This window comes from Oscillibacter sp. CU971, from assembly GCF_905219725.1.
Lineage (GTDB): Bacteria > Bacillota > Clostridia > Oscillospirales > Oscillospiraceae > Oscillibacter.
This window is the reverse complement of the sequence record NZ_CAJMXG010000033.1, coordinates 1-19,222: the sequence shown is the minus strand read 5'-3', so window position 1 is coordinate 19,222 and position 19,222 is coordinate 1. Positions and strand designations below refer to the sequence as shown.

General features: G+C 63.1%; 15 protein-coding genes and 2 pseudogenes. 15 read left to right on the top strand and 2 right to left on the bottom strand.

Going from position 1 to position 19,222, the window contains the following annotated elements; genetic code table 11:
- Together JX325_RS04375 and JX325_RS04370 are read left to right on the top strand one after the other, a co-directional pair.
- Window positions 1–243: pseudogene (locus JX325_RS04375) on the top strand (YbhB/YbcL family Raf kinase inhibitor-like protein); the annotation flags it as partial.
- A 113-nt stretch (window positions 244–356) separates the two neighbouring features.
- Window positions 357–1,556, top strand: coding sequence for an acetyl-CoA carboxylase biotin carboxylase subunit family protein (locus JX325_RS04370; protein WP_204789949.1), 1,200 nt, complete (start codon window positions 357–359; stop codon window positions 1,554–1,556).
- A gap of 845 nt (window positions 1,557–2,401) precedes the next feature.
- Here JX325_RS04370 and JX325_RS04365 read toward each other — a convergent pair.
- Together JX325_RS04365 and JX325_RS04360 are read right to left on the bottom strand one after the other, a co-directional pair.
- Window positions 2,402–3,877 carry a pyridoxal-phosphate dependent enzyme gene (locus JX325_RS04365; protein ID WP_204789948.1) on the bottom strand — a complete coding sequence of 492 codons (1,476 nt, stop codon included), beginning with the start codon at window positions 3,875–3,877 and terminating at the stop codon, window positions 2,402–2,404.
- Between the two features lies 1 nt (window position 3,878).
- A complete protein-coding gene (locus JX325_RS04360; protein WP_243413918.1) occupies window positions 3,879–4,562 on the bottom strand; it encodes a transcriptional regulator in 684 nt (227 codons plus the stop codon).
- 179 nt (window positions 4,563–4,741) lie between these two features.
- Here JX325_RS04360 and JX325_RS04355 point away from each other — a divergent pair, with 179 nt between their 5' ends.
- The 13 genes and pseudogenes from JX325_RS04355 to JX325_RS04295 all read left to right on the top strand — a co-directional run bounded on the left by JX325_RS04355 (window position 4,742) and on the right by JX325_RS04295 (window position 19,126).
- Window positions 4,742–6,154, top strand: coding sequence for a YgeY family selenium metabolism-linked hydrolase (locus tag JX325_RS04355; RefSeq protein WP_204789947.1), 1,413 nt, complete (start codon window positions 4,742–4,744; stop codon window positions 6,152–6,154).
- Between the two features lie 49 nt (window positions 6,155–6,203).
- Window positions 6,204–7,394, top strand: coding sequence for a knotted carbamoyltransferase YgeW (ygeW, locus tag JX325_RS04350; RefSeq protein ID WP_204789946.1), 1,191 nt, complete (start codon window positions 6,204–6,206; stop codon window positions 7,392–7,394).
- Between the two features lie 13 nt (window positions 7,395–7,407).
- Window positions 7,408–8,349 carry a carbamate kinase gene (gene arcC / locus JX325_RS04345; RefSeq protein ID WP_204789945.1) on the top strand — a complete coding sequence of 314 codons (942 nt, stop codon included), beginning with the start codon at window positions 7,408–7,410 and terminating at the stop codon, window positions 8,347–8,349.
- Between the two features lie 524 nt (window positions 8,350–8,873).
- Window positions 8,874–10,505: a biosynthetic-type acetolactate synthase large subunit gene (gene ilvB, locus JX325_RS04340; RefSeq protein ID WP_204789944.1), complete on the top strand. Its 1,632-nt coding sequence runs from the start codon at window positions 8,874–8,876 to the stop codon at window positions 10,503–10,505.
- A 16-nt stretch (window positions 10,506–10,521) separates the two neighbouring features.
- Complete coding sequence (ilvN, locus tag JX325_RS04335; protein WP_204789943.1) at window positions 10,522–11,007, top strand: acetolactate synthase small subunit; 486 nt, start codon at window positions 10,522–10,524, stop codon at window positions 11,005–11,007.
- A gap of 23 nt (window positions 11,008–11,030) precedes the next feature.
- A complete protein-coding gene (locus JX325_RS04330; RefSeq protein WP_204789942.1) occupies window positions 11,031–11,375 on the top strand; it encodes a GIY-YIG nuclease family protein in 345 nt (114 codons plus the stop codon).
- Window positions 11,376–11,400: 25 nt separating this feature from the next.
- On the top strand, window positions 11,401–13,119 hold the full coding sequence (gene ilvB / locus JX325_RS04325; RefSeq protein WP_204789941.1) for a biosynthetic-type acetolactate synthase large subunit: 1,719 nt from the start codon (window positions 11,401–11,403) through the stop codon (window positions 13,117–13,119).
- A pseudogene (ilvN, locus tag JX325_RS04320) lies at window positions 13,116–13,613 on the top strand (acetolactate synthase small subunit); the annotation flags it as partial. The gene ilvB (JX325_RS04325) and the pseudogene ilvN (JX325_RS04320), both read left to right, overlap by 4 nt.
- Window positions 13,614–13,662: 49 nt before the next feature.
- Window positions 13,663–14,682: a ketol-acid reductoisomerase gene (gene ilvC / locus JX325_RS04315; RefSeq protein WP_204789940.1), complete on the top strand. Its 1,020-nt coding sequence runs from the start codon at window positions 13,663–13,665 to the stop codon at window positions 14,680–14,682.
- A 64-nt stretch (window positions 14,683–14,746) separates the two neighbouring features.
- Window positions 14,747–16,048, top strand: a complete 1,302-nt coding sequence (locus JX325_RS04310; protein WP_204789939.1) for an ATP-binding protein — start codon at window positions 14,747–14,749, stop codon at window positions 16,046–16,048.
- Window positions 16,045–16,470: a DUF523 domain-containing protein gene (locus JX325_RS04305; RefSeq protein WP_204789938.1), complete on the top strand. Its 426-nt coding sequence runs from the start codon at window positions 16,045–16,047 to the stop codon at window positions 16,468–16,470. The genes JX325_RS04310 and JX325_RS04305 overlap by 4 nt, the downstream gene beginning before the upstream one ends.
- A gap of 104 nt (window positions 16,471–16,574) precedes the next feature.
- Window positions 16,575–18,119 carry a nitrite/sulfite reductase gene (locus JX325_RS04300; protein ID WP_307819246.1) on the top strand — a complete coding sequence of 515 codons (1,545 nt, stop codon included), beginning with the start codon at window positions 16,575–16,577 and terminating at the stop codon, window positions 18,117–18,119.
- A 71-nt stretch (window positions 18,120–18,190) separates the two neighbouring features.
- On the top strand, window positions 18,191–19,126 hold the full coding sequence (locus JX325_RS04295; protein WP_204789937.1) for an ABC transporter substrate-binding protein: 936 nt from the start codon (window positions 18,191–18,193) through the stop codon (window positions 19,124–19,126).
- Window positions 19,127–19,222: the final 96 nt, after the last annotated feature.

Here is a 19,222-nt window from a genome sequence, read left to right as displayed (position 1 = left end):
ATTCCCGGGGGCATCCCCCAGCGGGACCGGCTGGAGAGCGGCGTGGTCCAGGGCATGGCCTACGGCATCCACCGTTACGCCGGGCCCAAGCCCCCCGTCTGGTCCGTCCACTCCTACCGGCTGACGGTTTACGCCCTGGACTGCGTCCTGGGCCTGAGCTCCAACGCCCGGAAGAAGCACTTCCTCAAGGCGGCGGAGAGCCATATCCTGCAAAAGGGCAGCCTGACGGCGAAATTTGGATGACATGACCGGGAACCGGGGAGGCTGTGCCTCCCCGGTTCCGCCTCTTGCGCTTTTCCTAGAGATGTGCTATACTTTAAAGCGTGAAATCACCGCCGGCAAAGGAGGAATCCTCTATGAATTTTGTCTTCATCTCCCCCAACTTCCCCGAGGCCTACCGCTGGTTTTGCGTCCGCCTGAAGGAGAACGGCGTCAATGTCCTGGGCGTGGGGGACGCGCCCTATGACTTNNNGCACCCGGACCTNAAGCGGGCTTTGACCGAGTACTACCGGGTGGACAGCTTGGAGGACTATGACCAGGTCCTCCGGGCCGTGGGGTACTTTACCGGGCGCTATGGGAAGATCGACTGGCTGGAGAGCAACAACGAGTACTGGCTGGAGCTGGACGCCCGGCTGCGGACAGACTTCCACATCACCACCGGGCCCCGGGCCCATGAGATCGAAAAGTACAAGAGCAAGCTGGCCATGAAGGAATACTACAAAAAGGCGGGCATTCCCTGCGCCCGGTGCGCCCCGGTGACGGACCTGGACGCGGGCCTGGCCTTCGTCCGGGAAGCCGGGTATCCCGTCGTCGTCAAGCCGGACAACGGCGTGGGAGCCGTGGCCACCTGGAAGCTGGAAAACGAGGAGGACCTGCGCCGCTTCTTCCAGGCCCCGCCGGAGGCCCCCTATCTTATGGAGGAGTATGTCTCCGGCTCCGTCACCACCTACGACGGCATCTGCAACTCCAAAGGAGAAGTCCTCTTCGCCGCCAGCCATGTGACCCGGAATTCCATTATGGACATGGTGAACAAGCATGTGCCCACGTACTACTACGTGGACAAGGAGGTCCCACCGGACGTGGAGGCCGCGGGCAAAGCCGCGCTGAAAGCCTTCGGCGCGTCCAGCCGCTTCTTCCACCTGGAGTTCTTCCGCCTGACGGAGGCGAAGGAGGGCCTGGGAAGCGTGGGGGACATCGTGGCCCTGGAGGTCAACATGCGCCCCGCCGGGGGCTACACCCCGGACATGCTGGACTTCAGCCAGAGCGTGGACGTATATCAGATTTGGGCGGACATGGTGGCCTACGACCGTCTGCGCCACACCTACATCGGCCCCCGCCGTTACTGCGTCTACGCCGGGCGGCGGGACGGGGTGCGCTACGACATTTCCCTGGGCCAGCTGGAGGCCCGGTGCGGCGACCGGGCCCGGCTCTTCACCCGGATGCCCGACGCCCTGGCGGGNACCATGGGAAACCAGGTGGCCATCGCCTGTTTTGACACCATGGAGGAAGTGGATCTCTTTGTCAAGGCGGCCTTCCGCCTGCGGGACGGGGGATAAGCCGGGCTGAGGCGGCCTTTGGGCCGCCTCAGTTTTTTCTGGGGGGCGAAAATTTTTTTACGGAAACGGAAACTNTTCTNCNCGGAGCGCCGTCTATCTATCAGAAGCAGACCACAAGGCCATTTTGACACAAGGAGATTTGACATGAAAAAGAAGATTCTCGCGCTGACTTTGGCGCTGGCCCTTTCCCTGTCCCTGGCCGCCTGCGGCGGCAAGGACGCCCCCNGCCAGGACGCGGATTCCGGCGTTCCCGAGGTGAACGCCCCCGAGGGCGGCGCTCCCGAAGACGACGCTCCCGAAGGCGGCGGAACCGATGCTCCGGATGCCTCCGNCCCCGAGGACGNCGGTACGGATTCCCCGGAAACGGAGGCCTCGGAGGAGATTAACCTCTCCGCCTTTTACAACACCCTCCGGGAAGGGAACATCTGGCCGGAGCTGATGGACCTGACCACAGACGCGAACATGAAGGAGCTGCTGGACAGCTACTACCCCGGCCTCGCGGAGATCGCCGCCAAGCAGCGGAGGGTCTATATTGCCGCCATATCTGCCGCCGTGGGTGAAATCGCCCTGGTGGAGGTGGAGAACGCCGAAGACGTGCAGGCCGTGGAAGACATCTTCCAGGCCCGGATTGACTACCAGGTGGGAGACGATGCGACCCCCGGCGGAGCCTGGTATCCCGAGACCATCGAGGGCTGGAAGACCAAGTCCCGGATTGTCAGCCACGGCAATTACGTGATGCTGGCGGTGGGGGACGCCTCCGCCTCCGCCGTGGAGGAATTCGAGGCACTGTTCGCCTAACGAAAAAGAGACGGAAGGGGATTTTCCCTTCCGTCTCTTTTTTGCGCTTACAGGTTTTTCAGCACGCCGCTTTCTTCGTTGAAGGCGTTGATCAGCTCGTCCAGATCCTTGGCCTGGGCGTGGACCGCGTCCCAGGTGCCCTCGGTGTCGTACCACAGGGCGTTGAGGNCGTGCATGTNCTTGCCCTGCTGTTCCACCCAGGTGTAGTATTTCAGGTGGTGGACCCNCNTNCGGTCCGCNTAGGTCAGNNCGATGAGGTTGTCGGTCTTGAGCCCCAGGATGTGGAGGTTGTGGTCCAGCCGGGCCTCCTCTCCGGTGTACGCGTCGAACTGGTCGTTCAGCTCCTGAATCCGGCTCCGGTACATGACGGCGGAGTCCGTCAGGACGGNGCCCACCACGTCCCGGCTGGTGAACTCGTAGTACTTCGCCATCTTGATGCAGCACAGCACGTTGGCGATGCCGGAGATGCCAAGCCAGGTCAGCTTTTCCACCAGCGCCGGGTCCAGCTTGAGGGTGTGGAGCAGGTAGTCCTGACCCTCGGGAGTGTTGAACAGGCGGAGGAGCCGCTGGGAGTCCTCGTCGTCAATGGCGATGGCCATATCCGTATTTTTTACATTGTGAATCCAGGGGATATGCTTGTCTCCGATGCCCTCGATCCGGTGGCCGCCAAAGCCGTTGTTCAGAATCGTGGGGCACTGGAGGGCCTCGCCCACGCCCAGCTTCAGGTGGGGATAGCGCTCTTTCAGCAGATCGCCCGCGCTCATGGTGCCGGCGGAGCCGGAGGTGAAGCAGGCGCCGGCGAAGCGGTCCCCGGGACGCTTGACGGACTCGAACACGTCCGCCAGGGCGGTGCCGGTGACGTTGTAGTGCCAGAGGGGGTTCCCCATCTCCTCGAACTGGTTGAAGATCATGTACTGGGGGTCCTGCTTGAGCTCGTTGGTCTTGTCGAAGATCTCTTTCACGTTGGACTCGCAGCCGGGGGTGGCGATGACCTCCGCCCCGATCTCATGGAGCCAGTCAAAGCGCTCCTGGCTCATTTCCGCCGGGAGAATCGCCACGCCCTGGGCCCCAAGGAGCTTGGAGTTGAACGCGCCGCCCCGGCAGTAGTTGCCGGTGGAGGGCCAGACGGNCGTGTGGACGTCCACGTCGAACTGGCCCGTCACCAGCCGGGGGGCAAGGCAGCCGAAGGAGGCCCCGACTTTATGGCAGCCCGTGGGGAACCACTTGCCCACCATGGCGACGATACGGCAGGGNACGCCGGTGAGCTCCGGGGGAAGCTCAATGTAGTTGGGGACGTCCTGGAAGAGGCCGCCGGACTTCTTGGCCTCGTTCTTCCAGGTGACCCGGAAGAGGTTCAGGGGGTTCACGTCCCAGAGGCCCACGGCTTTCAGCTTGTCCTGGACCTTGCCGGGGATGGTCTCCGGGTGCTGCATTTGGGCGATGGTGGGGATGAGGATGTTGTTTTCCCGGGCTTTTTTCAGGTTGTGCTCCAGGCCTTGGCGGTGGATGGTGAGATCGATCATACTAAGTTCCCTCCTGTTTGTTCATGTCAATATAGGAATACAGGGTATACTTGGAAATGCCGAAGTATTTTGCCACCTTGTCGCCGGACTTGGTGATAAGGAAGGCCCCGTTTTGGCTGAGGAACTGGATGGCCTTTACCTTGTCCTCCTTGTTCATCACGGCGGCGGGCTTGCCCACCAAGGCCACGGACTGCTGGATCAGCTCGTCCAGCAAATCGCTGACGTTGGTGATGCGCTCCGGCTCGGAAGGGACCTCCTCCCCGGTGGAGGTCAGGTCGTGGAGGGCCTCCTCCATGAGGATGAGGCGGGAGATGTCGTAGTTGATAGCCAGGATGGCGGAGACCTTCCCCTTCCGGTCCCGGATATAGACGGTGGAGGATTTCAAAATCTTCCCGTCCGGGGTTTTGGTGAGGTAGCAGAGGTGGTCCTTGGGCTCCGGGTCCTGGGTGCGCAGCTGCTCCATCACCACGTTGGACGCGCCGTCCCCCACCTTCCGGCCCGACACATGGCCGTNGGCGATAAAGACGATGGAGCGGTCCGGGTCCCGGCTTAAATCGTGGATGGCCACCTCGCAGTTGGAACCGAATTGGGCGGCGATGCCGGCGGCTACCTGGCGCAGCAGCTCCAGCTTGCTGTTTTCCGTGGGTGCTCCCCCCTTTTCAGGCTGATTTTTGGATAAAGACACCGATTCATACTAGCATCATACCACGAAGTTTCGGAGAAATCAACAGCAATTCAAAAAAATTTTTTGGTTTTCTAAAATTTTGTTTGACAACGGGAAATCTTGTGCTATGATAGGGTTATAGGGAACAGGCGGCGAGGTCGCAAAGCCGTCAACATAAAATAAAAACGGAGGTCTGCATCATGGATTTCGAGAAGATCAAGTCGGCCGCGGAGGGCTACAAGGCGGAGATGTCCCGGTTCCTGCGGGACATGATTTCCCACCCCAGCGAGAGCTGCGAGGAAAAAGAAGTGGTGATGTGCATCAAGGCCGAGATGGAGAAGCTGGGCTTTGACAAGGTGGAAATCGACGGCCTGGGCAACGTCATCGGCTGGATGGGCCAGGGCGAAAAAATCATTGCCATCGACTCCCACATCGACACCGTGGGCATCGGAAACATTGACAACTGGGAAGCGGACCCCTNCAAGGGCTATGAGACGGACGATATCATCTTCGGCCGGGGCGGCAGCGACCAGGAGGGCGGCATGGCCTCCGCCGTGTACGGGGCGAAAATCATGAAGGACCTGGGGCTCATCCCCGAGGGCTATAAGATCATGGTGGTGGGCTCCGTCCAGGAAGAGGACTGCGACGGCATGTGCTGGCAGTACATCGTCAACAAGTACTTCCAGGGCCCGGAGGACGCCCGGAGCAAGATTGAGTTCGTGATCTCCACCGAGCCCACCGACGGCGGCATCTACCGGGGCCACCGGGGCCGCATGGAAATCCGGGTGGACGTGAAGGGCGTTTCCTGCCACGGCTCCGCCCCCCACCGGGGCGACAACGCCATCTACAAGATNGCCGACATCCTCCAGGACGTTCGGGCCCTGAACGAAAACGGCGACGGCCCCTCCAACGCCGTCAAGGGCCTTGTCAAGATGCTGAATCCGGAGTTCAACCCCGAGCATTACGAGGACGCCCAGTTCCTGGGCCGGGGCACCTGCACCACCAGCCAGATTTTCTACACCTCCCCCAGCCGCTGCGCCGTGGCGGACAGCTGTTCCATCTCCATCGACCGGCGCATGACAGCCGGGGAGACCTGGGACTCCTGCCTGGAGGAAATCCGCCANCTGCCCAGCGTGAAGAAATACGGGNACGACGTGAAGGTCTCCATGTACATGTACGACCGTCCCGCCTGGACGGGAACCGTCTATGAGACGGAGTGCTTCTTCCCCACCTGGATCAACAAGNCCGGCGCGGCCCATGTCCAGGCCCTGGTGGACGCCCACCACGCCCTTTGGGGCCAGGAGCGCATCGGCCACGCCGACGCGGACCAGGCCAAGGACGCCATGCACCTGCGCACCGGCCGCCCCCTGACGGACAAGTGGACCTTCTCCACCAACTGCGTGTCCATCCAGGGCCGGTACGGCATCCCCTGCGTGGGCTTCGGCCCCGGCGCGGAGTCCCAGGCCCACGCCCCCAACGAGATTACCTGGAAGCAGGACCTGGTGACCTGCGCCGCCCTGTACGCCGCCGCCATCCCCCTGTACAAGCCGGAGAACAAGACCGCCGACGTGACGGAGTTCCGCCAGAGCCTGACGGACAACGACATCAAATAATCATACCCAATCACAGATTCTAATTATTAAAATAAAGGGGTACAACACTATGTCTAAGACCATCGAGCTGGCGCAGCACCTGGAGAAGCTGCACATCAACAATATGTACAAGTCCGACTTCTACTGGACCTGGGACAAGACCGACGAGGAGCTGGACGCCATCTTCACCGTGGCCGACGCCCTGCGGGATCTCCGGGAGCGGAACAAGTCCACCCGGATCTTTGACTCCGGCCTTGGCATCTCCATCTTCCGGGACAATTCCACCCGGACCCGGTTCTCCTTCGCCTCCGCCTGCAACCTGTTAGGGCTCACCGTTCAGGACCTGGACGAGAAGAAATCCCAGATTGCCCACGGCGAAACCGTCCGGGAGACCGCCAACATGGTTTCCTTCATGGCCGACGTCATCGGCATCCGGGACGACATGTTCATCGGAGAGGGCCACAAGTACCAGAAAACCTTCATGGACGCCGTGAAGGAAGGTTACCGGGACGGCATCCTGGAGCAGCAGCCCACCCTGGTAAACCTCCAGTGCGACGTGGACCACCCCACCCAGTGCATGGCCGACATGCTCCACATCATCCACCAGTTCGGCGGCGTGGAGAACCTCAAGGGCAAGAAAATCGCCATGACCTGGGCCTACTCCCCCTCCTACGGCAAGCCTCTGTCCGTTCCCCAGGGCGTCATCGGCCTCATGACCCGCTTTGGCATGGACGTGGTGCTGGCCCATCCCGAGGGCTATGACGTGATGCCCGAGGTGGAGGAAATCGCCAAGAAGAACGCCGCCGCCACCGGCGGAAGCTACAAAAAGGTCGCAACGATGGAAGAGGCCTTCCAGGACGCGGACATCGTGTATCCCAAGAGCTGGGCTCCCTTCGCCGCCATGGAGGAGCGGACCAAGCTCTATCAGGCCGGGGATCAGGCGGGCATCGACGCCCTGGAGAAGAAGCTCCTGGCCCAGAACGCCCAGCACAAGGACTGGACCTGCTCCGAGGAGATGATGAAGAAGACCCGGAACGGCTCCGCCCTGTACCTCCACTGCCTCCCCGCCGACATCACCGGCCTGAGCTGCCCCGAGGGCGAGGTGGACAACTCCGTCTTCGACCGCTACCTGGTGCCCCTGTACAAGGAAGCCAGCTACAAGCCCTATGTCATCGCGGCCATGATCATGATGAGCAAGGTGAAGGACCCCGTGTCCGCCCTGATGGCCCTGGACGCCGCCGGCAAGCGGAAGTTCTTCTGAGAGGCCGCGCATCATGGGTAAACGTATCGTAGTCGCTCTGGGCGGCAACGCCNTGGGCAATANCCTGCCGGAGCAGATGGCGGCGGTGAAGCAGACCGCCAGGGCCATTGTGGACCTGATTGAGCAGGGCCACCAGGTGGTCATCGCCCACGGCAACGGCCCCCAGGTGGGCATGATTCAAAACGCCATGACCGAGCTGACCCGCTCGGACCCCGAGAAGTATATCCCCTGCCCCCTGTNCGTGTGCGTGNCCATGAGCCAGGGCTACATTGGCTATGACCTTCAGAACGGACTGCGGGAGGAGCTGCTGGACCGCGGCATCAACAAGGGGGTTGCCACCGTGCTCACCCAGGTGGAGGTGGACCCCCACGACCCCGCCTTCCAGAATCCCACCAAGCNCANCGGCGCCTTCATGACCAAGGAAGAGGCCGACGCCCTGGTGAAGGAGCGGGACTACAAGGTGGTGGAGGACGCCGGGCGGGGCTACCGCCGGGTGGTGGCCTCTCCCAAGCCGGTTTCCATTGTGGAAATCCAGTCCATCCAGGACATGGTGGAGGCCGGGCTGGTGGTCGTGGCCTGCGGCGGCGGCGGCATCCCCGTCTTCAAGACCGAGGGGCACCACCTCAAGGGCGCGGCAGCGGTCATTGACAAGGACTTTGCCAGCGAGAAGATGGCCGAGCAGCTGGACGCCGACGTGCTGATCATCCTTACCGCCGTGGAAAAGGTGGCGGTGAACTTCGGAAAGCCGGACCAGAAGTGGCTGGACAGCCTCACCCCGGAGGAGGCCCGGCGCTACATGGACGAGGGGCAGTTCGCCCCCGGGTCCATGCTGCCCAAGGTCCAGGCGGCGGTGCAGTTTGCCGAGTCCCGCCCGGGCAGGATGGCCCTCATCACCCTGCTGGAAAAGGCCAAGGCCGGCATCGCCGGGGAAACCGGCACCTCCATTTCCCTCTAATCTTCATATCCGACCAACGACGCCCGCCGGAAAACCGGCGGGCGTTGTCTGCAAAAAAGCTGTGCGGTCTGATACCGCATCCTGGAAAAATCTCCGTCATTTTTGACGAGAACAGCTGTGGAAATTCACGGGTATTCGTGAATTTATCCGGAAAACGGAAGGAATCCAATTTTTTTGTTGCGCTTTGCGCGCCGGACATGTATAATAACGACTCAAGACAGGCGAAGTCCCCTTGCCGGGGAGGNCGCCGAAGGGCCGCTTTGCGCGGCGGAGGGAACGCACAATGATGACGATGCACGCTCTGAACAGCATNCTGGGCCTGTACATTATTCTGGTTCTGGTACTGGTAGTTTTGCCGCCGAAACAGAATAGTGCGTTTGGTCATGCGCGAAACAAGGGCGTGATAANCGGTTTTCCCAAAACAGCGTAACCGCCGGTCCCCCAAAACCGGAACTCTTGCAAGTCCGTGGCCCGACAAGGGACACGGGCTTTTTTGCTTTCCACACCGAAAGGAGATGCTGAGCATGGAACTGACAGGCGCGCAGATTTTGATGGAGGGCCTGGCCCGGGAGGGCGTGGAGCGGATCTTCGGCTACGCCGGGGCCACCATCTGCCCCATTGCCGACGCCCTGCGGGAGGACCCGAACATCGACTATACCCTGGTCCGCACGGAGCAGAACGCCGGGCACATGGCCTCCGGCTACGCCCGGGTGACGGGGAAGACGGGGGTGTGCATCGTCACCTCCGGCCCGGGGGCCANGAACCTCATCACAGGCGTGGCCACGGCCTATATGGACTCCATCCCCCTGGTGGCCATCACNGGCCAGGTGCCCTCCAACCTCCTGGGGCGGGACATCTTCCAGGAGGTGGACATCACCGGGGCGGTGACCCCCTTTACCAAGCACTGCTATTTGGTGAAGGACGCCGCCCAGCTTCCGGTCGTCTTGAAAGAGGCGTTCCACATCGCCTCCACGGGCCGGCCCGGCCCGGTGCTCATTGACATCCCCGTGGACGTGCAGGAGCAGCTGGTGCCGGACGTGGTCTTCCCGGAGGAGGTCCGCATCCGGGGCTATAACCCCAGCGTCCGGGGCAACGACAAACAGATTTCCAACGTGGCCGCGGCCATCGGCATGGCCCAAAGGCCGGTGATCTGCGCCGGGGGCGGCGTGTTCCTGGCCCATGCCGAGGAGGAGCTGCGGCAGTTTGCCGAGTACACCGGCATCCCGGTGGTCACGACGATGATGGGCCTCAGCCTCCTGCCTACGGAGCACCCGCTGAACATGGGCATGATCGGGGCCCACGGGAACAATACGGCCAACAAGGCCCTGGTAAAGTCGGACCTCCTCATTATGATCGGCACCCGGGTGGCGGACCGGGCCATCGTCTCTCCGGACGAGATTCAAAAGCGGATGGCCAATATCCACATTGATGTGGACCCCGCCGAAATCGGGAAAAACATGCAGTCCACCCTCCCCCTGGTGGGGAACGCCAAGGTGATCCTCCAGCAGCTGATGGAGCGGGGGGCCCGGGCGGAGTGCGGGGCGTGGCGGGAGATGCTCCAGGAGCTCCGCCGGACAAACCTGGGCCGGGGCTATCCCACGAAGGACGGGTACGTCTTCCCGGGCCGCCTTCTGCGGCTTTTGGGCGAGCGGTTGAGAGAGGACGCCGCCGTCTGCGTGGACGTGGGGCAGAATCAAATCTGGGCCTGCAAGCACCTGCGGCTCAACGGGGCCCGGTTTTTGACCAGCGGGGGGCTTGGCACCATGGGCTACGCCATCCCCTGCGCCGTGGGCGTAAAGACCGCCCAGCGGTCGCGGCAGGTGGTGGCCGTTTGCGGCGACGGGTCCTTCCAGATGTCCATGAACGAGCTGGCTGCCGTGAAGGCCGGAGGCTTTGATTTGAAAATTGTCCTTTTCCGCAACGGCGTCCTGGGCCTTGTGAACCAGATTCAGGGCAAGGAGCCCTACCACGGCCCCTTCGGCGTGCGGCTGGAGGGGGACCCGGATTTCGCCGCCATCGCCTCCGCCTACGGCGTCCCCAGCATGACGCTGCGGGATGAGGCCAAGGTGGAGGAGACGCTGGACCGCTTTTTGGCGAAGGAGGGGCCCTGCCTCCTCATCGCGGAGGTGAGCCCCGAGTGGAAAACCACGGACTGAGAGGGAGGACGGAAGGATGAAGCAGACAATTTCCATACTGGTAGAGAACCGGGCGGGCGTTTTGAACCGGGTGGCCAGCCTGTTCTCCCGCCGGGCCTTCAACATCGACTCCCTGGCGGTGGGCGTGACGGACGACCCCTCCCTGTCCCGGATGACCATTATTGTGGACAATGGGAACAGCGTGGTGGAGCAGGTGGAAAAGCAGCTGAACAAGCTGGTGGAGGTCATCAAGGTCCGCACCCTGGACGAGGGGAACATGATTGGCCGGGAATTGATGATCATAAAAGTCAGCGCCAACAAAAACAACCGGGAACACATCATGACCATCTGCGGCATCTGCGGGGCCAAGGCGGCGGACATTTCCCCCACCTCCATGACCCTGGAGATCTCCGACACCCCGGACCGGGTGGACGTGTTCGAGGAGATGATGCGGCCCTTCAACATTTTGGAGGTGGCCCGGACCGGAGTCATCGCCCTGCAAAAGGGCGGAGGAAAAATCTGACGGCATGAAGGAGTGACCACGATATGGATAAAGCACAGAAAAAAGCCCTGACGGAGGAGTGGAAGAACCGCCGCCCGGAGATGGGCGTCATCTCCCTGCGGTGCAGGGAGACGGCAGAGGTCTTCCTGGGAACCGCCAAGGACACGAAAGCGGCGTTCAACAGCGTCCGGGCCANNCTCTCCGGCGGCTTGCACCCCAACAAGCGGCTGATGGAGCTATGGAAGCAGTACGGCGAGGAGGGCTTTGCGTTCTCCGTGGCCGCCGAGCTGGAGTATGAGGACCCGCTGGAGGACCACAGCGAGGAGCTGGAGACGCTGCGGGAGCTGTGCCTGGCGGAGGACGAACACGCGGTGAAAATATGGAAATGAACCGCCGGAGGAGGAGAGTGCGCCTATGAAAATCAGAGCGACCGCGGCCATCATGGAGTGCCTGCTGGAGCAGGAGGTGGACACCGTCTTCGGCTATCCCGGCGGCACCATTTTGAACGTCTATGACGAGCTGTATCGGTACAAGGACAAGATTCACCACGTATTAACCGCCCACGAGCAGGGGGCGGCCCACGCGGCGGACGGCTACGCCCGGTCTACCGGGAAGGTGGGCGTGTGCTTCGCCNCCTCCGGCNCCGGAGTCANGAACCTGACCACCGGCATCGCAACCGCGTATCTGGATTCCTCCCCGGTGGTCTTTCTCACCTGCAACGTCACCGAGGCCACGTTGGGCAAGGACGCCTTCCAGGAGGTGGACATCACCGGCATCGCCATGCCGATTACGAAAGCCNCCTTNTTAGTCCGGNACCNGACGANGATTCCCGCCGTCATGCGCCAGGCCTTCGCCGTGGCCGCCAGCGGGCGGCCGGGGCCGGTGCTCATCGACTTTTTGAAAGACGTGACCTTCCCCAGCGTGGAGATTGAATATGAGTTCGTCCCCTGGCGGGAGAACCGGGGCTGTGCCGGANTGCGGGATCTGAACCGGGACCACGAGCTGAAAAAACCCACCCCCAACCAAGAGGACGTGGACATCCTCTTAGAGATGATTAAGCAGGCCCAGCGGCCCTTCGTTANCTGCGGCGTCGGCGTGGTGCTGGGCCGGGCGGACAAGGAATTCAAGGCGTTTGCCGAAAAGCTGGACGCCCCGGTAGCCATCAGCCNCATGGNCGGCGNCNGNTTCTCCGGAAGCCACCCCCTGACCACCGGCATGATCGGCATGCACGGCTCCAAGGCCTCCAACACCGCCTGTGACGAGTGCGACCTGCTCATCGCCGTGGGCTGCCGCTTCTCCGACCGGGTGGCCCTGAACCCGGCGACGTTTGCCCGCCAGGCGCAGATCTGCCAAATCGACATCGACCGGGCGGAGATTGACAAAAACGTGCTGACGGACCACCACATCATCGGCTCCGCCCGGCGGGTGCTGGCCATGCTGAACGAGAAGCTGCCCCAGTACGACCACAGCGAATGGAAGGCCCACATCCTGCCCCTCCGGGCCCCGTCGGTGGCCGAGGACAGCGACCACCTCACCCCCCAGCAGGTGCTGGAAACTATCCGGCTCCAGATGCCCGAGGACGCGGTGGTGGCCACGGACGTGGGCCAGCACCAGATGTGGGCCATCAAGTACCTCCACTTCCAGTACCCCGGCCAGATGCTGACCTCCGGCGGCTTCGGCACCATGGGCTTTGGCCTGGGGGCCGCCATCGGGGCCCAGACGGCCCACCCCGGCAAGCGGGTCTTCCACATCACCGGGGACGGGTGCTTCCGCATGAACTGCCACGAGCTGGCGACGGTCCAGCACTACGGGCTGCCCATCATAACCGTGGTCTTTAACAACGGCACCCNNGGCATGGTCCGCCAGTGGCAGAGCCTTATCTACGGAAAGCGCTACTCCGAAACCACCCTGGACNGGGGGCCGGATTTCGTGAAGCTGGCGGCGGCCTACGGCATCCGGGGCTTCCGGGTGAAGAGCAAGGAGGACATGGAGAAGGNCCTGGCCCAGGCCCTGGCGGCCCGGGAGCCGGCGGTCCTCGACTGTATGCTGGACATCGACGAGATGGTCCGGCCCATGGTGGCCTCCGGGTCCGAGATTACGGATTTCCTGCTGAGCGAAGGAGGAGAGTCATGAGAAAGCAATGGGACACGGAGAAGAAGCTCTACACCCTCTGCATCCTGACGGAGGACACCCCCGGCATCCTCAGCCAGGTGGCGAGGCTCTTCTCCCGGAAGGGCTATAACATCGAGTCCATCGTCTCCGGCGCCACGGACCGGCCCCACACCGCCCGCATCTCCATCGAGCTGCTGGCGGACGAGCTGNTGGTCAACCAGCTGGCNACNCAGTGCCGCAGGCTCCTGNGGGTTCAGGCGGTGAAGATCTTCGACGAGGAGACCTGCATCCGCCGGGAGATTGCCCTCATCAAGGTCCGGGCGGCGGACCACGGCACCCGGGACGAGATTATCCAGATGACCAACATCTTCCGGGGCCATATCAGCGACGTGGACAAGGAGTCCCTGACGGTCTGGGTCTTCGNCTCCCAGAGCAAGAACGCGGCGCTGATTCAGATGCTGGAGGACTTCGGCATCCTGGAGATTGCCAAGACGGGTACTATCGCCATCGANAGAGGGCGTAGCACGATATATGACGAGAGCAAATTNAAGGAGGAATATAANTATGGCNAGAATGTANTATNNAAAGGACTGCGACCTGGGCAAGCTGGACGGGAAGAAAATCGGCATCATCGGCTACGGCTCCCAGGGCCACGCCCATGCCCTGAACCTGAAGGAATCCGGCTGCGACGTGTGCGTGGGCCTGCGCCAGGGCTCCAAGAACTGGGCGGGCGCCGAAGCGGCGGGGCTGAAGGTTCAGACCGTGGCGGATACCGCCAAATGGGCCGATATCATCATGATTCTGGTGAACGACGAGGTCCAGGCGGACGTTTACAAAAACGACATCGCCNCCAACCTGNAAGCCGGGNACCTNCTGATGTTCGCCCACGGCTTCAACATCCACTTTAAGCAGATTGTGCCCCCCGCCGGGGTGGACGTGGCCATGATCGCCCCCAAGGGCCCGGGCCACACCGTCCGCTCTACGTATGTCAACGGCAAGGGCGTGCCCTGCCTCGTCGCCGTGNAGCAGAACGCCACGGGGAAGGCCCTGGATCTGGCCCTGGCCTATGCGGCGGGCATCGGCGGCGCGAGAGGCGGCGTCATGGAAACCACCTTCCAGGACGAGACGGAGACCGACCTCTTCGNCGAGCAGGCCGTCCTCTGCGGCGGCGTGGTGGAGCTGATGAAGCTGGGCTTCGAGACTCTGGTGGAGGCGGGCTATGCCCCGGAGAACGCCTACTTCGAGTGCATCCACGAAATGAAGCTCATCATCGACCTCATCAACAAGGGCGGCGTGGCCATGNTGAACTACTCCATTTCCGACACGGCGGAATACGGCGAATATGTCTCCGGTCCCCGGATTCTCCCCTATGAGGAGACCAAGAAGAACATGAAGGCGGTGCTGGCGGACATCCAGGACGGCGTGTTTGCCGGGAAGTGGANTGCCGAAAACAAAAACGGCCGGACCTTCTTCAACGCCAAGCGCCGCCAGCTGGCCCAGCACCAGATGGAGACCGTGGGCGCGGAGCTCCGGCGCAACATGCTCTGGGGCGACGATACCGATCCCGATACCGCCTCCAACTGATTGCTCAGCTTCCGAAAAGCGCCGCCTCCCCAGGCGGCGTTTTTTCAAGAAAGGATTGACCGCTATGAACCGTATCCTTCCCCACCTCATTCTCTACAGNGATTTAGGGCCGGACAGCANCCTGGTCCGCCTGGCGGAGATTATCCGGGAGTGCAAAACCGGCGGCGCGAAGGAGCCTTTGCTTCTGCGCGCCAACGCGGAGGTCAAGCGCATCCTGGACCTCTCCACCGCCTGCGGCTTTGACGAAAATCTCTGGCAGTGCTATCTCACCTGGGTCCTCATGACCAACGAAAATTCCTTCACCCGGACCTGCGAGCGGGTGGGCGCCACGGAGGGCGGCAGCGTGAACCGCTTTGCGGAAAGCGACTCCGCCGTTTTCCACCAGCTCTTCCACTACGATTTTTCCGANCTGGAGCAGTACCTTCTCACGGACTGCTTCTCCATCCTCACCGCCTACCACGCCATCCCCAAGCGGGAGCGGACCTATAACCGGGATGTCAGCGCCCAGGTCCTGGCCCTCCGGAAGGCGCTGTCGGAGGCGGAAAACGGGCATGAGATGTTCCAATTGGTGACAGACTATTACAAGCGGTACGGCTACGGCGTCTTCGCCATGAACCGGGCCTTCCGCATCCGGCGGGAGGATGGGCTGGAGTTTCTGCCCATCAGCAATGTGGACGGCGTGCGGCTGGAGGATCTTTTGGGCTATGAGAGCCAGAAGGCGGAGCTGCGCCGGAATACGGAGGCGTTCCTGGCCGGGAAGCACGCCAACAACGTGCTGCTCTACGGCGACGCGGGGACGGGAAAATCCACCAGCGTCAAGGCCCTCATTAACGAGTACTACGANCGGGGTCTTCGCATGATCGAGATCTACAAGCACCAGTTCGGGGAGCTGTCCCGCATCCTGGCGGAGATCAAAAACCGGAACTACCGCTTTATCATCTTTATCGACGACCTCTCCTTCGAGGAAAACGAGGTGGAATACAAGTTCCTCAAGGCCGTCATTGAGGGCGGCGTGGAGACCCGGCCGGAAAATGTGCTGATCTACGCCACGTCCAACCGCCGCCACCTCATCCGGGAGACCTGGAACGACCGGCAGGATATGGAGCACCACGGGGACATTCACCGCTCTGACACCATGGNGGAAAAGCTCTCCCTGGCGGCCCGGTTCGGCGTGACCATCAACTACAACGCCCCCAGCCCCAAGGAGTTCCAGGCCATCGTCAAGGCCCTGGCGGAGCGCCAGGGAATTCAGATGGACGAGAAGGAGCTGATGGTCAAGGCCAACGCCTGGGAGGTCCGCCACGGCGGCTTTTCCGGCCGGACGGCCCAGCAGTTCGTCCACTATCTGGAGGGGCTGGCGGAATGAAGGTGCTGGTCAGCGCGTGCCTCTTGGGGGAGAACTGCAAGTACAGCGGCGGGAACAACCTGTGTCCCGGANTGCTGGACNGGCTGAAAAAGGAGGGCCATGAGGCCGTGCCCGTCTGCCCGGANCAGCTGGGGGGCCTGCCCACGCCCCGGACTCCGGCGGAGATTGTGGGCGGCGCGGTCACCACCCGGGACGGGGAGGATGNGGACCAGGCTTTCCGCCGGGGAGCGGAAGCGGCCCTGGACATCGCCCGGCGGGAGGGCGCGGAATTGGCCGTGCTTCNTCCCAGGAGCCCCAGCTGCGGCGTGAAGCAGGTTTATGACGGCACATTCAGCGGGCGGAGAGTCAGCGGACAGGGCGTCTTTGCCAGGCTGCTGGCGGAGAGCGGCTTCCCGCTTCTGGAACCCGAGGATCTGCCGTGAAAACCTGAAATAGGGGATTGCGGTCGGGCCCGTCCCTGTGGTAAAATAACCTCCGTGATTAGAATCCGCCGCTGGGCGGACAGCTTGAAAAAGGGCGGTGTGTGATGATGGACCAGAAATGGCTCCAGACCTACCGAGAGGAGATTGAAACCTTCTCCGGGAAAATCCGGGATTTCCAGGAGGGCAAAATTGACAGGAAGGATTACAAGGGCTGCTCCGGCGGCATGGGCAGCTATGCCCAGCGGGACGCGGCGAAGCACATGCTCCGCCTGCGCCTGCCCGCCGGGCGGCTGACCTTGGAGCGGCTGAAATTCCTGGCGGATACCGTGGAGAAGTACCAGGTCCGGCGATTGAAGCTCACCACCTGCGAGACGGTGCAGCTCCACGACCTGGCGGCGGAGCAGGTGCNCGCCATTATGGAGGAGGCCGCCGCCTGCGGCATCCTCTGCCGNGGCGNCGGCGGGGACAACCCCCGGAACGTCATGTGCAGCCCCCTCTCCGGCGTGCAGGAGGGGGAGGCCTTTGACCCGTCCCCTTACGCGGCGGCGGTGACGGACTACCTTCTCTCCGTCTGCCGGGAGATTCACATGCCCCGGAAGCTGAAAATTGCCTTTTCCAACGGCGCGGACGACTCTGTCCACAGCGCCTTCCGGGACATGGGCTTCCGGGCCCAGGCGGACGGGACCTTCTCCCTCCGCATCGCCGGGGGCCTGGGGGCCATGGGTCACCGCATGGGCGTGCTGGTGGACGAGGCTGTCCAGCCTGGAGAGGTCCTTTACTACGTCAAGGCCATGGTGGACACCTTCTGCCGGCACGGCAACTATGAGAACCGGGCCAAGGCCCGGACCCGCTTCATGCAGGACACCCTGGGCCCCGAGGGGCTTAAGGAGGCATTTTTGAAAAACGTGGAGTCCGCCAAGGCGGAGGGGGGGNTGGAANNGCCCCGGCTGGAGGCCCTGGCCGATGTCTGCGGGGGAGAGGAGACGCTGGAACACCCCCGGGCCATCCGGCAGAAGCAGCCGGGAATGTATACGGTGAAGTACCACCCCGTGGGCGGCCTCCTGCCGGTGGAGAAGCCCGCCCGGCTGTACGCCGCCATCAAGGACCTGTGCAACGCGGAGTGCCGGGTGGGGCCGGACGAGACTTTGTATATCGTCAACCTCCCCGCCGCCGGGGCGGAAAAAGTCCTGGCCCTTACGGAGGACGGGGCGAAGACGGAGTTTGAATACAGCGTGGCCTGTATCGGCGCCANAGTCTGCCAGCAGGGCGTCCGGGACAGCCAGGGGCTGCTCCGGGCCGCGGTAANCGCGGTCCGGGAGGCGGGCATCCCTGACGGGNCCCTGCCCAGGATTCGGATCTCCGGCTGCCCCTCCAGCTGCGCCGCCCACCAGGCGGGGACCATCGGCTTCCAGGGCGGCGTGCGCCTGGAGGACAAGAAGCCCCAGCCCGCATTCCGCCTGTTCCTGGGAGGCGGCGACGCCCTGGACGAGGCCCGTTTCGGCGAGGCGGGCGCGGTAATCCTGGAGAAGGATNTCCCCGCCCTGCTGGTGGAGCTGGGAAGGGCCGCGGCGGCGCAGGGACAGAGCTGGGCCCAGTGGTCCGAGACTCACCGGGAGGATTTGAACGCCATTGTGGCGAAGTACGCCTGATANGATTTTGACGGAAAGGAGGNGGGCCTGGGGTCCGTCTCCTTTGCCGCTTGATGGGAGAATGGAAAACCATGAAACGCCTTTGTCTGCTGCTTGCGCTGCTGCTGCCGCTGACCGCCTGTGGAGCGCCGGGGAAACCGGCCGGAGATCCGCNGNTNTCTGAAAAGGCGGTAACCTTTACGGATGACCTGGGACAATCGTTTGCCCTGGAGCCGCCCCGGAGGGTGGCGGCTATGATCGGCAGCTTTGCCGACATCTGGTGCCTAGCCGGGGGGCGGGACAGCCTCATCGCCGCCGCCGGGNACGCCTGGACGTCCTTCGATCTGGGACTGGGGGAGGACGTGGCGGACCTGGGGGCCGTGAAGGAGCCGAATCTGGAGGTCCTGCTGGCGGCGGAGCCGGATTTGATTCTGGCCAGCGTCAATACCGCCGCGAACCTGGNACTGAAAGATACCTTCGCCCAGGCGGGGCTGAACGCCGCCTACTTCGAGGTGGACTGCTTCGACGACTATCTGCGGATGCTGGAAATCTGCACCCGCCTCACGGGACTGCCGGAGCGGTACGAGACCTATGGGACCGCCGTCCGGGAGCAGGTGGAGGCTGCGATTGCCCGGCAGGACGGCGGCGCCCCGAAGGTTCTCTATGTCCGGGCCAGCGGCAGCAGCTGCAAGGCCAAGGGCAGCGAGGGCAGCGTCCTGGGGGAGATGCTGGCGGCGCTGGGCTGCGTCAACATCGCCGACAGAGGGGGGCTGCTGGAAAATCTGAGCCTGGAGGGCATCATCGCCGGGGACCCGGACTATATCTTCGCCGTGCTTCAAGGGGCGGACGCCGCGGCGGCCCGGAAGTCCCTGGACGCCGCCCTGCTCTCGAACCCCGCCTGGGGGACTCTCCGGGCGGTGCGGGAAGGGCGGTTCATCACCCTGGACCACAAGCTTTACAACCTGAAGCCCAACGCCCGCTGGGGGGAAGCCTATGAAGGACTTGCGGATATCCTCTACCCGAACTAAATATGCGCTCCCGGCCCTGGGGGCGCTAGCGGTTCTCTCCGCCCTGCTGAGCCTGTGCCTGGGGGCGGTCCCCCTGGGGCCGGGACAGGTCTTCTC

Bases quoted from the DNA above. Each gene is read 5' to 3' on its own strand.
- ygeW (WP_204789946.1), top strand. From the start codon at position 6,204: ATGTCTAAGACCATCGAGCTGGCGCAGCACCTGGAGAAGCTGCACATC.
- ilvN (WP_204789943.1), top strand. From the start codon at position 10,522: ATGAAGCAGACAATTTCCATACTGGTAGAGAACCGGGCGGGCGTTTTG.